The sequence below is a fragment of the Saliphagus sp. GCM10025334 genome (genome assembly GCF_042663485.1).
GTDB lineage: Archaea > Halobacteriota > Halobacteria > Halobacteriales > Natrialbaceae > Natronosalvus.
Genome location: NZ_JBHTAF010000007.1, coordinates 167,800 through 184,154, shown reverse-complemented (window position 1 = coordinate 184,154; position 16,355 = coordinate 167,800). Strand labels below are relative to the sequence as shown.

Annotated in this window: 13 protein-coding genes and 2 pseudogenes; 13 read left to right on the top strand and 2 right to left on the bottom strand. The window is 55.6% G+C overall.

Annotated features, from left to right (window positions below):
- The 9 genes and pseudogenes from ACFQO4_RS19975 to ACFQO4_RS19935 all read left to right on the top strand — a co-directional run.
- Window positions 1-1,334 (top strand): VirB4 family type IV secretion system protein (locus ACFQO4_RS19975; protein ID WP_500262490.1); only part of this gene is annotated, 1,334 nt, incomplete at its 5' end.
- Window positions 1,327-5,517: an ATP-binding protein gene (locus tag ACFQO4_RS19970; RefSeq protein WP_500262489.1), complete on the top strand. Its 4,191-nt coding sequence runs from the start codon at window positions 1,327-1,329 to the stop codon at window positions 5,515-5,517. The genes ACFQO4_RS19975 and ACFQO4_RS19970, both read left to right, overlap by 8 nt.
- 2 nt (window positions 5,518-5,519) lie before the next feature.
- Complete coding sequence (locus tag ACFQO4_RS19965) at window positions 5,520-6,416, top strand: bifunctional DNA primase/polymerase (RefSeq protein ID WP_312912671.1); 897 nt, start codon at window positions 5,520-5,522, stop codon at window positions 6,414-6,416.
- Window positions 6,413-7,918: a primase-associated protein gene (locus tag ACFQO4_RS19960; RefSeq protein ID WP_312912672.1), complete on the top strand. Its 1,506-nt coding sequence runs from the start codon at window positions 6,413-6,415 to the stop codon at window positions 7,916-7,918. The genes ACFQO4_RS19965 and ACFQO4_RS19960 overlap by 4 nt, the downstream gene beginning before the upstream one ends.
- Before the next feature lie 952 nt (window positions 7,919-8,870).
- Window positions 8,871-9,404 (top strand): DUF7342 family protein, encoded by a 534-nt coding sequence (locus ACFQO4_RS19955; RefSeq protein WP_253438482.1) that lies wholly within the window; start codon window positions 8,871-8,873, stop codon window positions 9,402-9,404.
- An 8-nt stretch (window positions 9,405-9,412) separates the two neighbouring features.
- A complete protein-coding gene (locus ACFQO4_RS19950) occupies window positions 9,413-9,847 on the top strand; it encodes a toxin-antitoxin system TumE family protein (RefSeq protein ID WP_312912673.1) in 435 nt (144 codons plus the stop codon).
- A gap of 67 nt (window positions 9,848-9,914) precedes the next feature.
- A pseudogene (locus ACFQO4_RS19945) lies at window positions 9,915-10,147 on the top strand (IS5/IS1182 family transposase); the annotation flags it as partial.
- A gap of 348 nt (window positions 10,148-10,495) precedes the next feature.
- Window positions 10,496-11,518: a hypothetical protein gene (locus ACFQO4_RS19940; RefSeq protein ID WP_312912674.1), complete on the top strand. Its 1,023-nt coding sequence runs from the start codon at window positions 10,496-10,498 to the stop codon at window positions 11,516-11,518.
- Between the two features lie 25 nt (window positions 11,519-11,543).
- Window positions 11,544-12,014 (top strand): hypothetical protein, encoded by a 471-nt coding sequence (locus ACFQO4_RS19935; RefSeq protein WP_312912675.1) that lies wholly within the window; start codon window positions 11,544-11,546, stop codon window positions 12,012-12,014.
- Window positions 12,015-12,035: 21 nt separating this feature from the next.
- Here the strand turns inward: ACFQO4_RS19935 and ACFQO4_RS19930 are convergent.
- Window positions 12,036-12,262, bottom strand: a pseudogene (locus ACFQO4_RS19930) (hypothetical protein); the annotation flags it as partial.
- Window positions 12,263-12,294: 32 nt separating this feature from the next.
- Window positions 12,295-12,558, bottom strand: a complete 264-nt coding sequence (locus ACFQO4_RS19925) for a hypothetical protein (protein ID WP_312912676.1) — start codon at window positions 12,556-12,558, stop codon at window positions 12,295-12,297.
- A 218-nt stretch (window positions 12,559-12,776) separates the two neighbouring features.
- On the opposite strand from ACFQO4_RS19925, the gene ACFQO4_RS19920 reads away from it, so the two are divergent.
- From ACFQO4_RS19920 to ACFQO4_RS19905, 4 genes are all read left to right on the top strand, one after another.
- Window positions 12,777-13,340: a hypothetical protein gene (locus ACFQO4_RS19920; protein WP_312912677.1), complete on the top strand. Its 564-nt coding sequence runs from the start codon at window positions 12,777-12,779 to the stop codon at window positions 13,338-13,340.
- A gap of 72 nt (window positions 13,341-13,412) precedes the next feature.
- Entirely contained in the window at window positions 13,413-13,940 is a 528-nt protein-coding gene (locus tag ACFQO4_RS19915; protein WP_312912678.1) for a DUF7342 family protein, read from the top strand.
- Between the two features lie 1,044 nt (window positions 13,941-14,984).
- A complete protein-coding gene (locus tag ACFQO4_RS19910) occupies window positions 14,985-15,185 on the top strand; it encodes a hypothetical protein (protein ID WP_312912679.1) in 201 nt (66 codons plus the stop codon).
- 328 nt (window positions 15,186-15,513) lie between these two features.
- Complete coding sequence (locus tag ACFQO4_RS19905; RefSeq protein WP_312912680.1) at window positions 15,514-16,077, top strand: hypothetical protein; 564 nt, start codon at window positions 15,514-15,516, stop codon at window positions 16,075-16,077.
- Window positions 16,078-16,355 lie beyond the last annotated feature (278 nt).

Genomic DNA, 16,355 nt, shown 5'->3' with positions numbered 1-16,355 from the left:
GGCTCTCGTCGTATTCGAAAGCGATTGCGGGGAAGATGGGATCGGGGAAGACGTTCGCGGAGAAGCACGAGATGTACCATCGCCTGATGATGGATCCCGAGATCGAAATGCTCGTCCTCGATCCGCTCGGGGACTTCGTCGACTTCGCGAACGACCTCGGTGGACAGGTCATCCGCTTCGGCGGGCAGAACACGGTCAATCCCCTCGAAATCCGGCGCGGCATCGACGACGTCGCGGACGACCCGTTCAAGAAGAAGTTCCGGTCGGTGATGGAGCTGTTCCGCACCCACTTTTCGGCAGTCGCCGACCAGTCGCTGAGCAAGGAACAGGAGGGCATCCTTCGCCGGGCTGTTCGGCTTGCCTATCTCAAATACGGAATTACCCCCAACCCGGCGACCCACGAGAATACGAGTCCGACGATACAGGACGTCCTCGAGATCCTGCACGCACTCACGGATGGCGACCAGCCGTCGGAGTTCCTCGAACTGCACGAGGATGCGGACGAGGAGCGCGTTTGGCCGGAGATCGAACAGCTCGAGACGCGGTTCAGAGAAGCCGACGAGAAATACGCCTACCAGCTCCTCCTCGGCCTTGAGGCGTTCCAGCACGGTGGCGAGAACGACAACCTGAACGGTCGCACGAACGTCGAACTCGACAATCGGCTGGTCGTCATCGACATGTCGATGTTCGCCGACACCGGGCAGGCGCCGCTGTTCATGCATGTGATGTTCGACTGGATCTATCAACGCGCCCAGAGCAGCGACCGACGAACGCAGGTCACCATTGACGAAGCCCACTACCTGCTACGGCGGGCGGCGACGACGGACATGATCGACCTGTTCATCCGCCACAGTCGCCACTTCAACACGGCGATCACACTCATCTCACAGACGGTCGACGAGTTTATCGCGAAGTCCGATAAGAAGTCCGAGGAAGCTGTCGAGAAGGCCCGGAATGTCTACAACCTCTGTGATATCAAGCAGATCTTCCACCACGAGTCGGTAAGTAACGCCATGATCGACTTCCACGGCCTCACGCCCTCCGAACAGAACTTCATCGCAACCGCCCAGACTGGCGAAGATGGCGGCTACTCGGAGTGTTTACTCGCCGTCAACGACTGGACGAAGTCGCTCGCTCTCCACGTGAACGACTACGAGATTCACGTGCTGGACGACGACCTCGATCCGTGGAAGTATCTCGTCGATCAGCGGTACATCGACGCCGGCGATGTCGAGTATCTCGCCCAGGAAGGGCGTGTCGACGACTACGAGATACCGGACTCGCTGCTCGAGGAGGCCGGTGTCCCGACCGCACCACAAGAGGCCGATGACTGAGAAACGTCGCTATATTCGTATTGAGCCGTCGCGGGAACGCGTCGACCCATCTGATATCGTCTCTCGGCTGGCAGGCTTGCGAAAACTCCGTACGGGATGGAAAATCAAATACGACCCCCGGAAGAGTCCACCGGCGTTCGAATTTCTGGTGCTCACGCAGGGGAGCGACGCGCCGGTCCGGTTCTATCTCGGCGTCGAAGACGAGGAACTGCTCCCCACGCTCGAGTCCGAGCTGCAGACTGCGTATCCAGCGAGCTACGATATCTACGAGGAAGCCGTCGATCTCCAAACCGAACTCGCCAGCTACGGGAGTGGCGGTGCTGAGAACGACCTGGACGAGAGTGCTGAGGGAGGCGAGACGGCTATCGGCGATGGGGGCGACGTCTCACTCTCCGATCGGACACCAATTGCTGCCCGCTGGAGCGGCGTCGGTGAGCGAAGCCGCGACTGGATGACGCCGATCAAGCAGTACTCGCACGTCCAGGAGGAGGCCACTCGCTCGGGCAATCCAGCACGGGCACCACTTGCGGCGGCCGTCGAACGGCTCACGGAGGCCACGGCACCTACTGCGTTACAAGTCTTGTTTACTCGGTATAGCAGTTGGCAGCGAGCGGCTGAAGCCCGGAAAAAGCAGATCGAGACCAAACACGATGGTGCCCTCCAGTCTGCGCGAACCAGTCTCGCCGATATGGTCTACGGCGCCGATCAGGAGCGCATTCGCGATCGCCGACGTGGTCGTGACCCACCACACGTCGGCGAGAGTACCCGGCAGACGTCGAGTGCAGCCAGTGGGGAGGTCGCATCCAGACAGGCGCTCATCGACCAGAAAGGCCCCTCACAAACATTTCTCGTAAACCTCCGCGCTGTTTCCGTCCTTCCTGAGGACCCGGGGGAAGCAACGAGGGCGCAGGCGGCAAACAACATTGAAACCCTCGCGAACGCGTTCAACCACCTCGACGGCTACTTCTACCACCTTGACGGCAGCCCCGTCTCGAAGAGCCTGACGAACATTCGGGACCCGGCTCAGAAGGAGTTGAGTCGACTGCTGAACCGATCGTTCAACCAGTCCTGGATGGGGAATCGTCGGCCACAGCTCGTGTTGAACGCGGATGAACTCGCGAATTTTGTGGCCGTCCCGAGTGGCCAGACGCTGACCACTGAGGGCTCGCGTGGCGCCCGTGGGAAGGAACGACTCCGCCAGCCGCTTCCATTACCCGATCCGGATCGCCTCGAGGATTTCACTGGTCCAGGTATGGCGGTCGGGAAGCCACTCCGAAATCGGAGCGAACCCCTGGACGAGCCAGTTCGGATTCCACCGGATCTCTTGACCACGAGCTACATTCGGGCAGCGTCGACGGGAAGTGGGAAGTCAACAGCCGTACAGGCCGAGATGCTCTCTCTTCACGAGCACGTCGACGGCCCCACCGTTCTCCTCGACGGAAAGGGTGACGGGATGGCCGAGAACTATCTCCACGCTCACTACGCGAAATACGGGCAGCTGACCGACGTCTACTACTTCAACGCGCCAGAGATGCTGCCGGCCGTCTCCTTTTTCGATATTCGCCCGGCGCTCGCGATGGGTCGAACTCGTGAGGACGCCGTTCAGGACAAGGTCGAGCACTTCCACGAGATTATGCGATTGATTCTCGGCGAGGAACGCCACGAACAGGCGTACGTCGCTAATGAAATCCTCACGTTCCTCATCAAGGCGCTGTTCGATCAGGAATACGGCCAGAACGCGTTCAGCCTCGAGGACTTGATTCAGACGGTCTTCCGGATGAGCCGGGACAAAACAGTGCCCGAACTCTGCGACGCGAACGCGCATATTGAGCAGTCACTGATCCAGAAGTGCCAGGTCGACGAGCGCCAGTTCCAGCAGACGATGGGTGCGGCAGCGAATCGCCTCGACAAACTCGTCGAGCACGAGCACCTCTACCAGATATTCACTCACGTCCCTCGGTGGGATGCAGAGGCTGAGGCGTACGTCGGGAACGCGTTCGATTTCCGGGAGTTCCTCGACAAGGACGCCGTCATCCTGCTCGATCTGGGTGAGTTCCGCGCCGAATCCCAGCATGCCCTGACGATGATCCTGTTGAGCAATCTCTGGGACGCCGTGCAAGGTCGCCGTGGTGGTGGGCGATCGTTGAATGGCGATGGTCGTCAACGCGGAGGTGTCGACGATACGATTGTGAACATGATCATCGAGGAGGCCGCAGCGATCGCGACGTCCTCGCTGGTCTACGAGCAGTTCATTCCCCAAGGACGGGCCTTCGGTGTGAGTCTCGGTCTAATCCTCCAGTACCCTGAGCAAGTGGCGCAGTACAGCACATCCGATCGAGCGTACACAGAGATTCTGAACAACGTCAAGACGAAGCTCATCGGGAATATCGCCACCGACGCGAAACTCGCGGAGTCGATGGCTCACGAGAATTTGAGTCCGTCCGAGTTTCGCAATCGCGTGAGTCGTCTGCCAGCCGGTGAGTGGATCGGTCAGTTACCGAGCCCCCGCTTTGGGCAAACGGGCCCGGCGCCGTTCTCGCTCGCGTCACTGCCGATTCCCGACGGCCACCCCGAGAGCGATGCGCCATTGTCGGCCGACGACCGACATCTCTTCGAGGAACAGCAAATTCCCCAGGTGATGCGGCGAACCCAAGAGGAGTGTAGTCTTCCAGGCCGGATAAGTCAGTTTGCCCGCGAGGAGGTTCGGGATACGTTAGACGAGGTAGGCGATGACGTCGACGGAGAGCCTGCGATGGCGAGCGGAAGTACAGCCGCCGCTGAAGCGGCTGCCGGTGGTAACCCATTGGAGACCACCTTCTTCGGTGCAAGTAGCACGAGCGACGACACAAGCGCGTCTGCGGACCGCGAGACAACGACCGCAACGAACGAGGGCCAAACGCCATCAAATGAGGAGCGCACCATCGGTAGTGCGCCCATGTTCGGCGCAGTTGCCGACGAGTCACAGGATGTCGAGGCAGGCCCACAGTCTTCGACTCCAGAGCCGGCAGGTATGGCAACTCGAGAAAAACGGAACGGCAATACAGCGGATACGTCGGAGACGACGGAAGCATCGGGTGGGGCGTCATTGCCCGAACACGTCCACCATGACGTGGATGCCGATTGTTACGTCTGTGACCTCTGTGGAGCCGAGTATACCTCGTCCGAGGACCGGAAGGTCAGTGCGTGCTGTCAGTTTGCGTCAAAAGACGACGTCTTCGTCGCAGCTCGCCGAGCGCGGTCCACCGCCGAGAGCTCCAGCGAACTGTTCACGCGACTCGGGAAAATCACCGAACACGCCGAGGCGTACGGTATCGAGGTGACGATCCAGGACTTCGCGTCGTTGGATGCGTCCGCTGCCGAGGCTGCCACAGCTCCCACCAGCGGGACAGAAGCATCATCTGAACCAGAGCAGGACCCGACCCCCGACAGCTCACCCTCGACTCGGTTTCAAGAGGCGACAGCGACCATTCCGGATGAGACGCTCCGCGAAGAAGGTGTCACACGTGATGAGGCGGCATTCCTCGGTCTCGTGCTGGATGCGATGAACCACCAGCTCGAGGAGTATTCGCTCACGGAGAGTATGACTGTGCTCGAAGAGCCCTTCTCCAATCTTGACGTCGAGACGCTCACACAGAAAGGGTTCCTCGAAGAACACCGCTCGTTCCGCCAGAAGTACTACACTGTGTTACCGGCTGGCCGTGAGTTTCTGGATCGCTCGCTTGAGGCCAATCCGGGCGTCGGCGATCTCGGTGAGAAAACCCCACACAAAGCTGGCGTCGTCTTCCTTGAAGCCTGGCTCACCCAACAGGACGACGTCGGTCGAACGGAGATCTACTATCAGCATAGGGACGACACAGTCTTCGACGTCGCTGGCTTCGATACCACAGACAACCTCACCTGGGTTGGCGAAGTGGAAACGCCGAGCAATAATCCCGAGGCGCTGCTCGCAGACTACGAGAAGCTTGCGAACGTCGACGCGGCTGCTGTCTGGGCCTGTGAAGATAAGGCGTTCATTCTGGACGCGATCGAGATACTCACCGACGCCGGGAAAGTCGATTTCTCGCTGAGTTCGACCCAGCGGCGGACGATTAGCTCACTTCGTGCAGCAATCGGCGAGTATGACGACCCAGGGATGATGGCCCTCCACACGTTCCGAAGTCTCGAAGCGGAGGTGTCGGAGTAACGATGACCCTCTCTTGGCGAGAGACAACACGAGAGGAACTGCATACCTACTACACGGAGACGTTTCCCGAGTACGTCGACGCACTGCCGTCATTCGTTACCGTCGATGGGCCAAAGCAGTACGCCATCGCGTTTCGTGAGGCATACCCAACTCGGAAACAGAACGCTCCCAATCGGTCGTTCATCCGTCGTGATACGTGGCACACGAGCGGATCAGGCGACCGGGCAGTACAGCAGTTCGGCTCAATGGAGGACCTCATCGAGTTCATCCAGTACCCCGCACAGCACGACCCTGCACAGGGAAGTGCCTACGCACTCGCCGATCCGGACCTCCTGGATCGTCCGGAGCCATGCCCCGACGCGGTCTACTATGCGCTCGATCACTGGGAGCGACCGTGGGTGCTCGCAATCGATATCGACGCGAAAGACATCGCCGCACAGCGCGCTTCCCGTGAAACCACCGCTGGTGAACCGACCGACGATGCCGAGACTGAGCCGCTTCGAACCGCCGGGATTCTCGACAGCCCGCCTGAGGGCTATCCCTACGCGTTCGACGATATCGAGCAGGCCCTCGAGTACGGCTTTGTCGTCCAAGAGATCTTCGAGGACGACTTCGCAGCTGAGGAAACGATGGCCGTCTACTCGGGACAGGGCTGTCACGTCTATCTGCTCGATACGGATCGCGAACACCACTACGACGAGCAATCCCGCGAGGTCATCAACGACCTGCTCCTCGACGAATATGAGATCCCCATTGATCCGGTGGTCACCGCCGACCGGCGTCGCGTGATGCGGTTGCCGTACTCACTACACGCTGATGTCTCGCGAATCGTTCAGCCCATCGACGACCCGGGATTCGACTTCCGAACCGAGGCGACGCCCGACTTCCTTGACTCATGAGCCGAGACACACCCACAGACGACGAGTACACGGCGTATCGAATCGCGGCACTCCCCCGGGAGGAAGGCGAGTTCCAACTCACACAGCTATTCGAGCGTGGGTATCAGCGGTGGACGGTCGATGGCGAGCAGCAGACGGAGAAGATGCTTGCAGATATCGAGCGGTTCACCACCGAAGCGTTCGCGCCGAGCACGCGAAAGGAAGCCGCCGAACGCCCCTATGTTGATGATCCAGGCACGCTGGCTGTCCTTACGACGCTCGGAGCTATCTGTATCATGGATCATCCGAAACTCGAGGATACACCACCCCGTCATCTCGCTCTCCTCGGTGATCTTCGCGAACTCTACGTCAACAATATCGGGTCGCTCGTTCGCGAGTACGAGGACTGGTCGCTCCACCAGGAGATCGCCGAAACGCTCTACGCGAAAGCGCCCGGCGAGGACGGTGTCCACCCAGGACGTGTCTGTACGGACATCACGACTCGTCCCGAGTTTGGCGAGGGGTACTGTCTCGAAATCCCACTCGTCGCCGCCTCACGGAAATGTCTGGCACGTACGAATAGCGACGAGGGGAAGCAGGGCGAAATCCAGGCCCATGTCGCGGACAATAATCTATACGTTCCCGTCTCGGATTTCATGGCAAAGTACCGTGAGTACGCAGAGGACGCGTTCGGACGTCTGCTCGCGGTTCAAGAAGAGGTGTTGACGGCGGAACAGCGGAGCTGGCTCATCGCGAACGAATCCGCGATTACGGAGCGCATTGACCGCTTTTTCCAGGCCGGACAGACCCACCGCGTGTGGGAGAATTGGAGTCGGCAGAAGCGTGATATCCGGACGATCATTAACGCCGTCAAAGCCACGGACGCCGACACTGCACAGCTTGATGAGCCTCAGACAGCCCGAGATTTATACGAGGCGCTGGAGGCGTACGAGCCTAACCGGACGTGGGAACAGCGTGCCTGTGACTCCTTTTTAACGCCACGGAGTCTGGGGAACACCCTGACTGCGATGCAGAATCACGAGAGTGTCTCTGTCGAACACAAGTGGGAGAATCGCTATACACTCACCGAGTACAGCGATGGGGCACGCCCTATACACGTCGACACTCTCGAGAATCTGTTCGAACTGCCCTGTATGGCGGCAATGGACGACCGCCTCCAGGAGAAGAAGCCCGTCCGAAAGGATCTGTTCAATCTGGTACGCATGGCATGGTGGCTTCCCCAGTATCGAGACACAAGTAAAGACGAATTCATCAGCGACGTGAAAGACCTGTTCTCGCGGTGGCCCTGGTATGACGAGGAGGTGACCCAGTACCAGATTCGCTACGAGCTCGACAACGACATCGGCGGTGAAATCCCCCTCCCAATGAATTGTGCGAATGATGATATTCAGCGGTACTGCATCGGGCGCGACCAGTGCCCCTACTCGATATATGGGAGCCTTCCGTTCCCAGAAGAGATGTACGAGCAGATCGACGCTCAGTCGAAACACTCGCCGCAGTAGCCGGAGCGGAACCACCCTATCTATCACAATTCAAACTCACGCTACTACTAGCTAGTTTGCTACCCGGGTCACCCGTTTTGCAAACACGATTTAGACGTTCTATCCGGTGATAATAGCAACATGAGCCGTTCACTACCCTCCGTTTTCATATAGGATGAGTAATGATTTTCATATACGATTGGCACATGATTCGAACATCTGACCGCAACTCCACAATCTCCCGGCGAGAGCGTTGAATACGGTGCATATACCATTCCGTGGGTTCGAAGCCGTTTGCAAACACGATTTGAGGAGGAGAGAACAGCTCTAAGCACGTCTTCAGTATTCTACGCCCGCCATCACTCCACCTGCACTTCGAAAATCGTCCAAAGAAAAGGTGGGGTACAGGGGGTGGAATGGATGGTGTGTGCAAGGAGTACGAATCAACCAGGTGGCGGCGACTGAAATCACAGACCTATCAGTAGTCGTATCTAAACTGAAGCGACGAGATGTGGAGCTGGACTGTAGGTGGTAGGGGAGGCGAGATCCAAAGAAGTGCAGAGGAAATGGCAGCCGGACACGAGCGACATACAGCCGACGTCTTTCCATTGAGATTTATACCACCATTCCGATAGGTGAGTTGTACGTGCTTGGTCTCTGCGCCATTCTGATCGGTGGTGGCCACAAACGTGAGTTGCGGTGATGACGGCTGGTGCTGGCACCAGGACTGCGTTCCCTCGTCGACTCTTATCAGCATTGTATCATGGCTTGTGGGTCTGCTGTGTTCTCTGAGAGTTTATCTCGACGACGAGATGTCTGTCACCCCCACGAGGGGTAGACGGAATTAACCAACATTGGGGTACACAGTCCCCGGTTGTTGGTTAACGTCTGTAGCGGTCGTGGCCTGAACACATCGGCACAGGAAACTATTCCCCGAAGGAAGAATTAAATCCTTCGCGCTGCAACTCCAAGTATGTCCGAAACAGACGCCACCGATGGACCTCCCCCATTCGAGGACGTGTTCGCCAGCGACGACGTCGAACAGCGCATCTACGGCACCATCCTCCAAACCCGTGAGCCAACGACAGCGAGTGCGATCGCCGACACCGCCAACTGTGATCCCAAGACGGCCCGGAAGTATCTGGGATGGTTCGATGATCTGGGGATCGTCACCCGGCACGATGGCCATCCGGCCACCTACGAACGGAATGACGCGTATTTTGAGTGGCGACGCATCAACCAGCTCGCAGCCGACCATTCCGTCGAGGACCTGCAGGAACGCGTTCGTGAGCTGACGACGCGCATCACCGAGTACGAGGCGACGTACGACGCCGCGTCACCGGCCGCAGTCGACGCCGTCGCCGCCGCGGAGGGCAGCGACGAGCGGACCATCGACGACGTGTACAGCGACCTCGCCGATTGGACGACCGCCCGCAAGGAGCGCGAGCGCTACGAACGCGCCCGCCAGCAATGTGTCGGCGCCGACGGCGAACAAGCCTCCGGGTAAGACCAGCGATGGTGCCGCCAGCAGGCGATGGGAGCAGCCCTGCCCCTATCGACCGTCCAATCCTCGAGTTTCTACAGACACGTTTCCAGGCTACGAACCAGGTCGAACAGGCGACCATCACAGACGCCAGCGGCCATCTCGAACTTCACGTCTCGTTCGCATCGCCGTACTATCCAGCGATCGTCAATGAGGCGACTCTGACTGTCCGCTGGTACACGAACGACGACTTCAAAATCCACTATCGAGAGGTGCATCCCGAAAGCGCCTGGGAGTGCCGGTGGGACCGCCACCCGAACCCCCATAATACGCGAGACCATTTTCATCCCCCACCGACCGCCCCGACGCCCGGCGACGATGCCTCGTGGCCAGCCGATCATCGCGACGTAGTTGCGCTTGTCCTCGACGAGATCGAAGACCGGATTGCGGAACTGTGGGACAAGTAAGAAGCGCCGTTGGAATCATAGTCTTTGACTCTGGTGAAGCGCTAGACGGCGCGGACTTGATCCGCCAGAACTAGTCAGACCGCTGAACAAGCATCGTGAGTTCCGCCCCCTCGATCACGCGCGCATAACGCGCGACTCGATGCGGCTCTCTACGGCCAGCGAGCCCTGTCTAAGACCATCTTTTCTGTGATCAAGCGCACGCTCGGCGACGCCGTGCGTGCGCGATCCTGGTACCGCGAGTTCCGTGAAATCGTCCTGATGAGTGTCGGCTACAACATCAAGAGGGCCATCAAACAGTAAAACCAACCGCAGTATGGCGATTCACCACGGCCCTCTGGAACGATCTCGACTGCCATCCTGAGGAACCCAACGGGCAAATCGATTGGACGGTCTCGAAAAGCTAGCGAGACACAAAATCCGGCACAGTATAGCGATTCAATAGAGTCAACTAAATAGAAATAGTTGATTTGAAGTTAAAATATCATCAAGTCTATATCGCTCAGATCTTGATTTCATAGGAATCACTACTATCTATAACTAATAAATTCATAGGGAAGAGTTTATAATGGTATTATTAACGACGTAGTACTATTTTAAGTGTTTTCTAGCCAAAATTATTATATTATTTGATCAAATAATCGTGGTGTGATGGAGAAAAACAATCCAACACGGCGGAAGATGTTGAAGATGGTCGGTATGTCGAGTGCATTAGGGGCGACTGGTACTGTGGCAGGCTATGAAGGTGATGAGAGGGAAACTACTACCCTCTCCATGGAAGGGTCAGATATTGAGTCGCTTACATTAGATGAACCAGAATGGACTGTCACAAACACGAACAAATATGGTGGAATCACGATCGCTCTAACTGTCGGGTATTTCGGGAGTCAACCTCAAGAACGATGGGTCCCTGACCCAATGAGACAAGAAACACGTTATGCCCACTTTTTTGAAGCATCTATGTGTGCAACTTGCACAACTTCGTCTGGCAGGACATGCTATGACATAAGCAATCAGGCTTTCGATACTTTATTTTATGGAGGTTCAGAAAATAATGTAACCCCTGTCGCAGCAGCTACTGCTTGGCCGGAACCGTCAGGAGGTAATTGGGATAGCGCTTATGAAGCTTTGGTAGATGAGGTTGTTGGCGCTGTTTCAGATATTGCCAGCGTCTATTACGGAACTCAAGCAGTTCTGGATGCCTACGATGAAGTACCGTTTGACACAAACGCTCGTGATCAAATTGTTTTTGAACAGCCTTATAGTTTCACGAGTCGGTATCAAGCAAATCACCAGGTTAATTTCCAAGCAGATCAAATTCCGGGAAGTGATGGGATGGTTGACATCCTAAGTGTTGTCAGCAGGGACACAATGTGGTCCAACTCCACGGTGGTATATGTTTACCCTGACAGTGATGATATTGGGAACGTGTCCCCAAACCCAAGCACCTATAATACAACATCTGAGACTATGATTGACGCTTATGATCGGATGTCAGATAAGGAGTTGAAGGATCATAATCTTAAACGCATTTACCCATCGGAAGTTCCTGAGAAAGTACGGCGGAATACTCCATTTGAGCTTACACCAGGTAAACCCACCTACGTAACTAGTTTTGATATGGATGTTGCATTAGCCGATAAAAGACGGGAGGAATTCTATCAAGACTTTTAATATAGTTCCCGTATTATAGAGAATAGTGAAGCGAAGAAGAGTACTTGAAGGCTTTTCGATTGGATTGGGCACTAGTCTTTCTGGGTGTACATATTTCTCTCAAGGAAATTCCCATCAACTTTGGTTCATCCGTATCTTTAATAGCAGCGTCACATCTGATTCTATTGAAGTTCGCGTGAGTAGAGATGAAGAGGTGGTATTTGAAGAGCAATATGAAGAAATACCTAGCTTTCGTGAAGATAATGGTGATAAGCAAAATATTCGTCTTATAAGCGACGGCTGGGAACCGTCAAAAGGTGTGTATAAGATCGAGTATAAGATTCCAGATATGAGTAAATTGAAAGAAAGAGGAATTGAACAAGAGAATGAAGAAAATATAGGAATTGACCTGCACATCCTTGGTGGTGGAATGACGGGGAAAAGTGTAAGCGTAAATATTCTGGAATTTGAATCGGAACAGCAAGTCCAATATTTTCTCAGAGGTATAGATAGTTAGTTTATTTATATAAAACCACGATTAAATCATCATACGGCGTTGGTTTTCCAAGCTCACAGCACGCTTGATGTTGTAGCCGACACTCATCAGGACGATTTCACGGAACTCGTGGTACCAGGATCGCGCACGCACGGCGTCGCCGAGCGTGCGCTTGATCACAGAGAAGACGGTCTTAGACAGGGCTCGCTGGCCGTAGAGAGCCGCATCGAGTCGCGCGTTATGCGCGCGTGATCGAGGAGGCGGAACTCACATAGTATGTTTCAGACCGCAACTATCAAAGTCAGTTTTCCGGCTCTGTCACACGAAGTTCATCGTCGACCTCGTAGAAGTAGCCTCGCTCGAGTAGCCGAGCGAGCGCATAGTTCGCATCTTCAGGTCCAAGAGCCAGTTCATCGGTTCCAAGAAGGATCTCGAGCGCTTGCTCTCGAGAGATCGACTGTATGTCTTCTTGATCGTCTGCATTGAGACTGTGCGTATAAAGGACGTCGTACGCGTCAAGAATCCACTCCGACAGTGGCGCTCGTGGGTCGGTGCTGTCGTTCATCTCGTCTTCGTATCTGTATCTTGGTTTCAAGTTGCTTAAGAATGTCCACTTTGGGAGTAGAGCTGGCTTCGCAGAGCAACGAACGGACTCGAGAAGGCCTTTCGAATGAACGACTTCCGTTCCAGTCAGTCCCTGTTCTCCCTATCGATCACCCGCCCGGAACTCGTTTTTTCGCGCCTGAAGGGTGAGGCGTAACTCAGTGTGCCTCGAGATCACTAATGAGTACTGATCAGCCGCTCCAGAGCGAATCGCATCGAGGCGACCAACTTGACCAGACGAACACGAACGGCCGGGATCGCAGTTATCCAGGTGACGTTGCCCGTCTCAACGGACACGAACTCGTCGCCATCGACGAGTGGCTTCCCGGAAATGAGCCATCGCCGTATGAGATCGATCTCACAGAGGGCTCCGAATACCGCACCCGCTACTGGCACTGCAGAAAATGCGGGCAAGAACGCAACCGTCGCAACGACTTCACCAGCCTCTGTACGGATCCACAGCCACCGACTCCACTCGAGGCAGGCGGCTACTCGATCGACGAACCACGAACCCGTCGGGCACTGAGCGAGGATATGGACGTTCGCTTCGCCAGCGTGGGCCCAACCTACGAGGTCGTCAGCGAGAGCGGGAACATCTACACAGTCGATGTCGAGGTGGAGACGTGTACTTGCCCGGACTGTGAACAACGCCAGCCTGCCGGTGGCTGTAAACACCTCAGACGCGTCGACCTCGAGATTCGGACGGGACTGGTCCCAGCCCCAGATGGAACGTTCAATCGCTAACCTCTCACTCTCGGATATCACGAATCGCTCTCAATCTATAAGTGTATGGGCCCCATATCTGCTTCCAAGATCATGGATAACTGGACTGAAACGATGACTGCTCGAGATCGGATCGAAGCCGTTGCCCTCACGCTCCGTGAGCCGAGGTCGGTCAACTGGATCAAAGAGCAAGCAGAGGTTGGTTCCTGGGAAACAACGAAATCCCAACTCGAATACCTTACTGATGCAGGCCAGCTTACGACCGTCGAGATAGACGGCGATACGCGCTACAAGATCGATCCAATGCGAGCGTACCTTGATCATATCCAAGAGCTTGTCGTCGAGAATACGAAAGACGAGCTTCGAGACGAACTGGAGGCAATCGCCTCAGAAATTTCGGAGTGGAAGCGCGAATACGATGTTGATTCACTGCAAGGACTCGAGGCATCGCTTGGGGAAGAGTTCCCTCCAGAAGAGGTCCGGGACCGACGAAAGGTGATCACCTACTGGGAGGAAAATAAGCACCATCGCCAGCTACTCACCAACGCACTTGGGCTATACGACGATCTTTCGGCGCAGGATTACGGTTCAAATTCAAGCAACCCTCAGCACGCCGATTGAGATGGGGCGGTTCACTAGCGGTGGAAACCCGTACGACAAGCGACGTGTCTATCAACGAATTCACCAGCGACTGAGTACGCAATCGGAATTTTCCGACGTCCAGTATCTTCCGTCTCGAAACCGCCCTCGCGAGATTCACACCGTTGTCGACGTTGAACGGTTTCTTGATCACTCGTATCGGTCACCAACTGCTCGAGTCGAAATTGAATTCATATTCCGTCAGGACTGGAACCACTACTGGATTCAGTGGGTCGAACCAGAACGTGGCTTTTCCTGCGGATGGCATCAGGATAATACTCACACGGACTTAGGCCACTGCCACTTTCAGATCGATTATCCGAATGGTTCGGTGGATCGAGAAAAGGCTGTGTTTCTGGATACCCACCCGCTATCAGTCTTCGAAACTCGTCTGCAAAGTCTGCCAGAGAAGCTTGCTGAACTGTCTTTCGAGTAGTTACCAAAATATCTTTCAGGACTCTCTACGCGTTTGTTCCAACATCCTATTGGCGATCTTCTTACCTATAATATCAACTTAGATATCTGAAAGAGAGGGCGCTAAGCCCCTCTCTGTTCGTGCGGCGCTCGCTAAGGAAGGGGCTTAGCGCCCTCTCTTTCAGCTAATTTCGAACAACGCCAGCCCAGTGGTGGTTACAAGCATCTCAGACGCGTCGACCTCGAGATCCGGACCGGGATCACTCCCGCCCCGGATGGGACGTTCAACCGATGACTGAGAGGTGAGCTGGTCGTCCGCTCGAGACAGTTTATCACCCCCGAGAGGGGTGCGGGGGCTCGACTGAAGCCGCTCGCAGACATCCATGCGATCAAGCAACGTAGCACCAGCGTCGCCAGATGCTAAGACGACTCGGTTCCTGAAGCGAGGGATCGCCAGATGACCAGGTGTACCGAGTGTCAAGTACCGACCTGTACGAGACGTACCCGCGACCGGGCTGGATACGTTGGCCGGTTCTGTTCGGCCAGCTGTGAAGTCCGCTACGAGCACCTGCAGGCAGACACTCGAGACGCAGCGCAGGAGGACGCGTACTGATGCTCGAGCAGATCGACCACCGAGGCAAGCGCTTCACGATCGAAGACGACGACGTCGACGACGATCGATTCTCCGTACGTCGTCGACGGGCAGCTGCCCTCGAACGACAGGCCCAGCGAGAACGCCGCGAACTCGAGCGGGCGAAAGCGGTCGCAGGTCCAGACGGGGCGAAGCCCGACGTCGAAGTGCTCGACCGATGACGCCAGCGAATCCTGAGCCACAGTACGTCCCTGCGTTCGACCGATCTGAGTGTCGAGATGCGACGGCTAACCATCGTACTCAGTGCAGTCGCTCGATGGAAGCAGATCCCTGTCTTTTCGGTTCTGTTGAAATCCATCAACCCTGATAAGAACTGCGTGCTGAATACAGAGCGCGAATGTTTCACGGACTGAGGAGGGATCAACGCGGAAAGTCAAACGCTCAATACAGGTGACTCAACTACTGTTCCATCTAAGGAGCAAGCGAATCAGCTACCCACGCCAGTTCTACGCTATTAGTTATTTATCCGAAATATATAATATGGCTTAAATGGCATATGCAATAATGATCAGCAGACGGGAGTTAATTGGTATCTCCGGGAGCGCGCTGGTGAGTAGTACACTGGCAGGCTGTCTTTCGGATTCGGACACGGTTTCGGCTGACTTGCTGCAAATCAAAGCAATCACTGTCAGGTGGCGTCACGAGAACCATTCGTATTCGGATCACATTCTCCGACTATTCTCCGATGGAGAAAGCGAGATCACTGGGCTCGTAGCGACGGAGTACGGTAACGTCGTCTCTTCACCCGTAGAGGTCACCGTTTCTGACGAGTTCCATGAAACGTTAGAAGGTGAATTTGAGACCGTTCGCTATGCGATTGGAGTCTGTGGCGACGGATTCAGCTCCGACGCCGACAATCACGGTTGCCTAAACGCACCAACGTCCAGAGAGGATTTCAATAGTGTCCAGTTTGGAGATCAATCAGAGGTCGAGGTAGCCGATAATCATAATCACATTGATGTTCAGGACGTCAAGAGGGGCGACGTTGAAGACTGGGACACGGATATTAGCGAATTTGAATGGAGTGAGCGACACGCAGAGCACGGACAATAAGTAACGAACAGGTTGCCACTGCCTTATCTGGCATACGTTCAGTACGCACGTATAGTGATCGGATGGTTCACGGCTTCCGGTGTGAAATAAGCGGTGGCGTCATGCTGCACTCATCCTCTATATTCAGCACAACGATTCAAACTTATCACTCACTGAGAGTTTCAACAGAGCCTTTCTTTCGGGGTTTGTGTTCTCTTCTGCAGTTCTGCAGACGGGGCGACTGTTTTAACCAACAAACCTCGCGAGATGATCCCAAACCGTTAGTTAAGTTCTTGAGT

Bases quoted from the DNA above. Each gene is read 5' to 3' on its own strand.
- ACFQO4_RS19955 (WP_253438482.1), top strand. From the start codon at position 8,871: ATGTCCGAAACAGACGCCACCGATGGACCTCCCCCATTCGAGGACGTG.
- ACFQO4_RS19910 (WP_312912679.1), top strand. From the start codon at position 14,985: ATGCTCGAGCAGATCGACCACCGAGGCAAGCGCTTCACGATCGAAGAC.
- ACFQO4_RS19970 (WP_500262489.1), top strand. From the start codon at position 1,327: ATGACTGAGAAACGTCGCTATATTCGTATTGAGCCGTCGCGGGAACGC.
- ACFQO4_RS19950 (WP_312912673.1), top strand. From the start codon at position 9,413: ATGGTGCCGCCAGCAGGCGATGGGAGCAGCCCTGCCCCTATCGACCGT.
- ACFQO4_RS19925 (WP_312912676.1), bottom strand. From the start codon at position 12,558: ATGAACGACAGCACCGACCCACGAGCGCCACTGTCGGAGTGGATTCTT.
- ACFQO4_RS19940 (WP_312912674.1), top strand. From the start codon at position 10,496: ATGGAGAAAAACAATCCAACACGGCGGAAGATGTTGAAGATGGTCGGT.
- ACFQO4_RS19965 (WP_312912671.1), top strand. From the start codon at position 5,520: ATGACCCTCTCTTGGCGAGAGACAACACGAGAGGAACTGCATACCTAC.
- ACFQO4_RS19905 (WP_312912680.1), top strand. From the start codon at position 15,514: ATGGCATATGCAATAATGATCAGCAGACGGGAGTTAATTGGTATCTCC.
- ACFQO4_RS19915 (WP_312912678.1), top strand. From the start codon at position 13,413: ATGGATAACTGGACTGAAACGATGACTGCTCGAGATCGGATCGAAGCC.
- ACFQO4_RS19960 (WP_312912672.1), top strand. From the start codon at position 6,413: ATGAGCCGAGACACACCCACAGACGACGAGTACACGGCGTATCGAATC.
- ACFQO4_RS19920 (WP_312912677.1), top strand. From the start codon at position 12,777: ATGAGTACTGATCAGCCGCTCCAGAGCGAATCGCATCGAGGCGACCAA.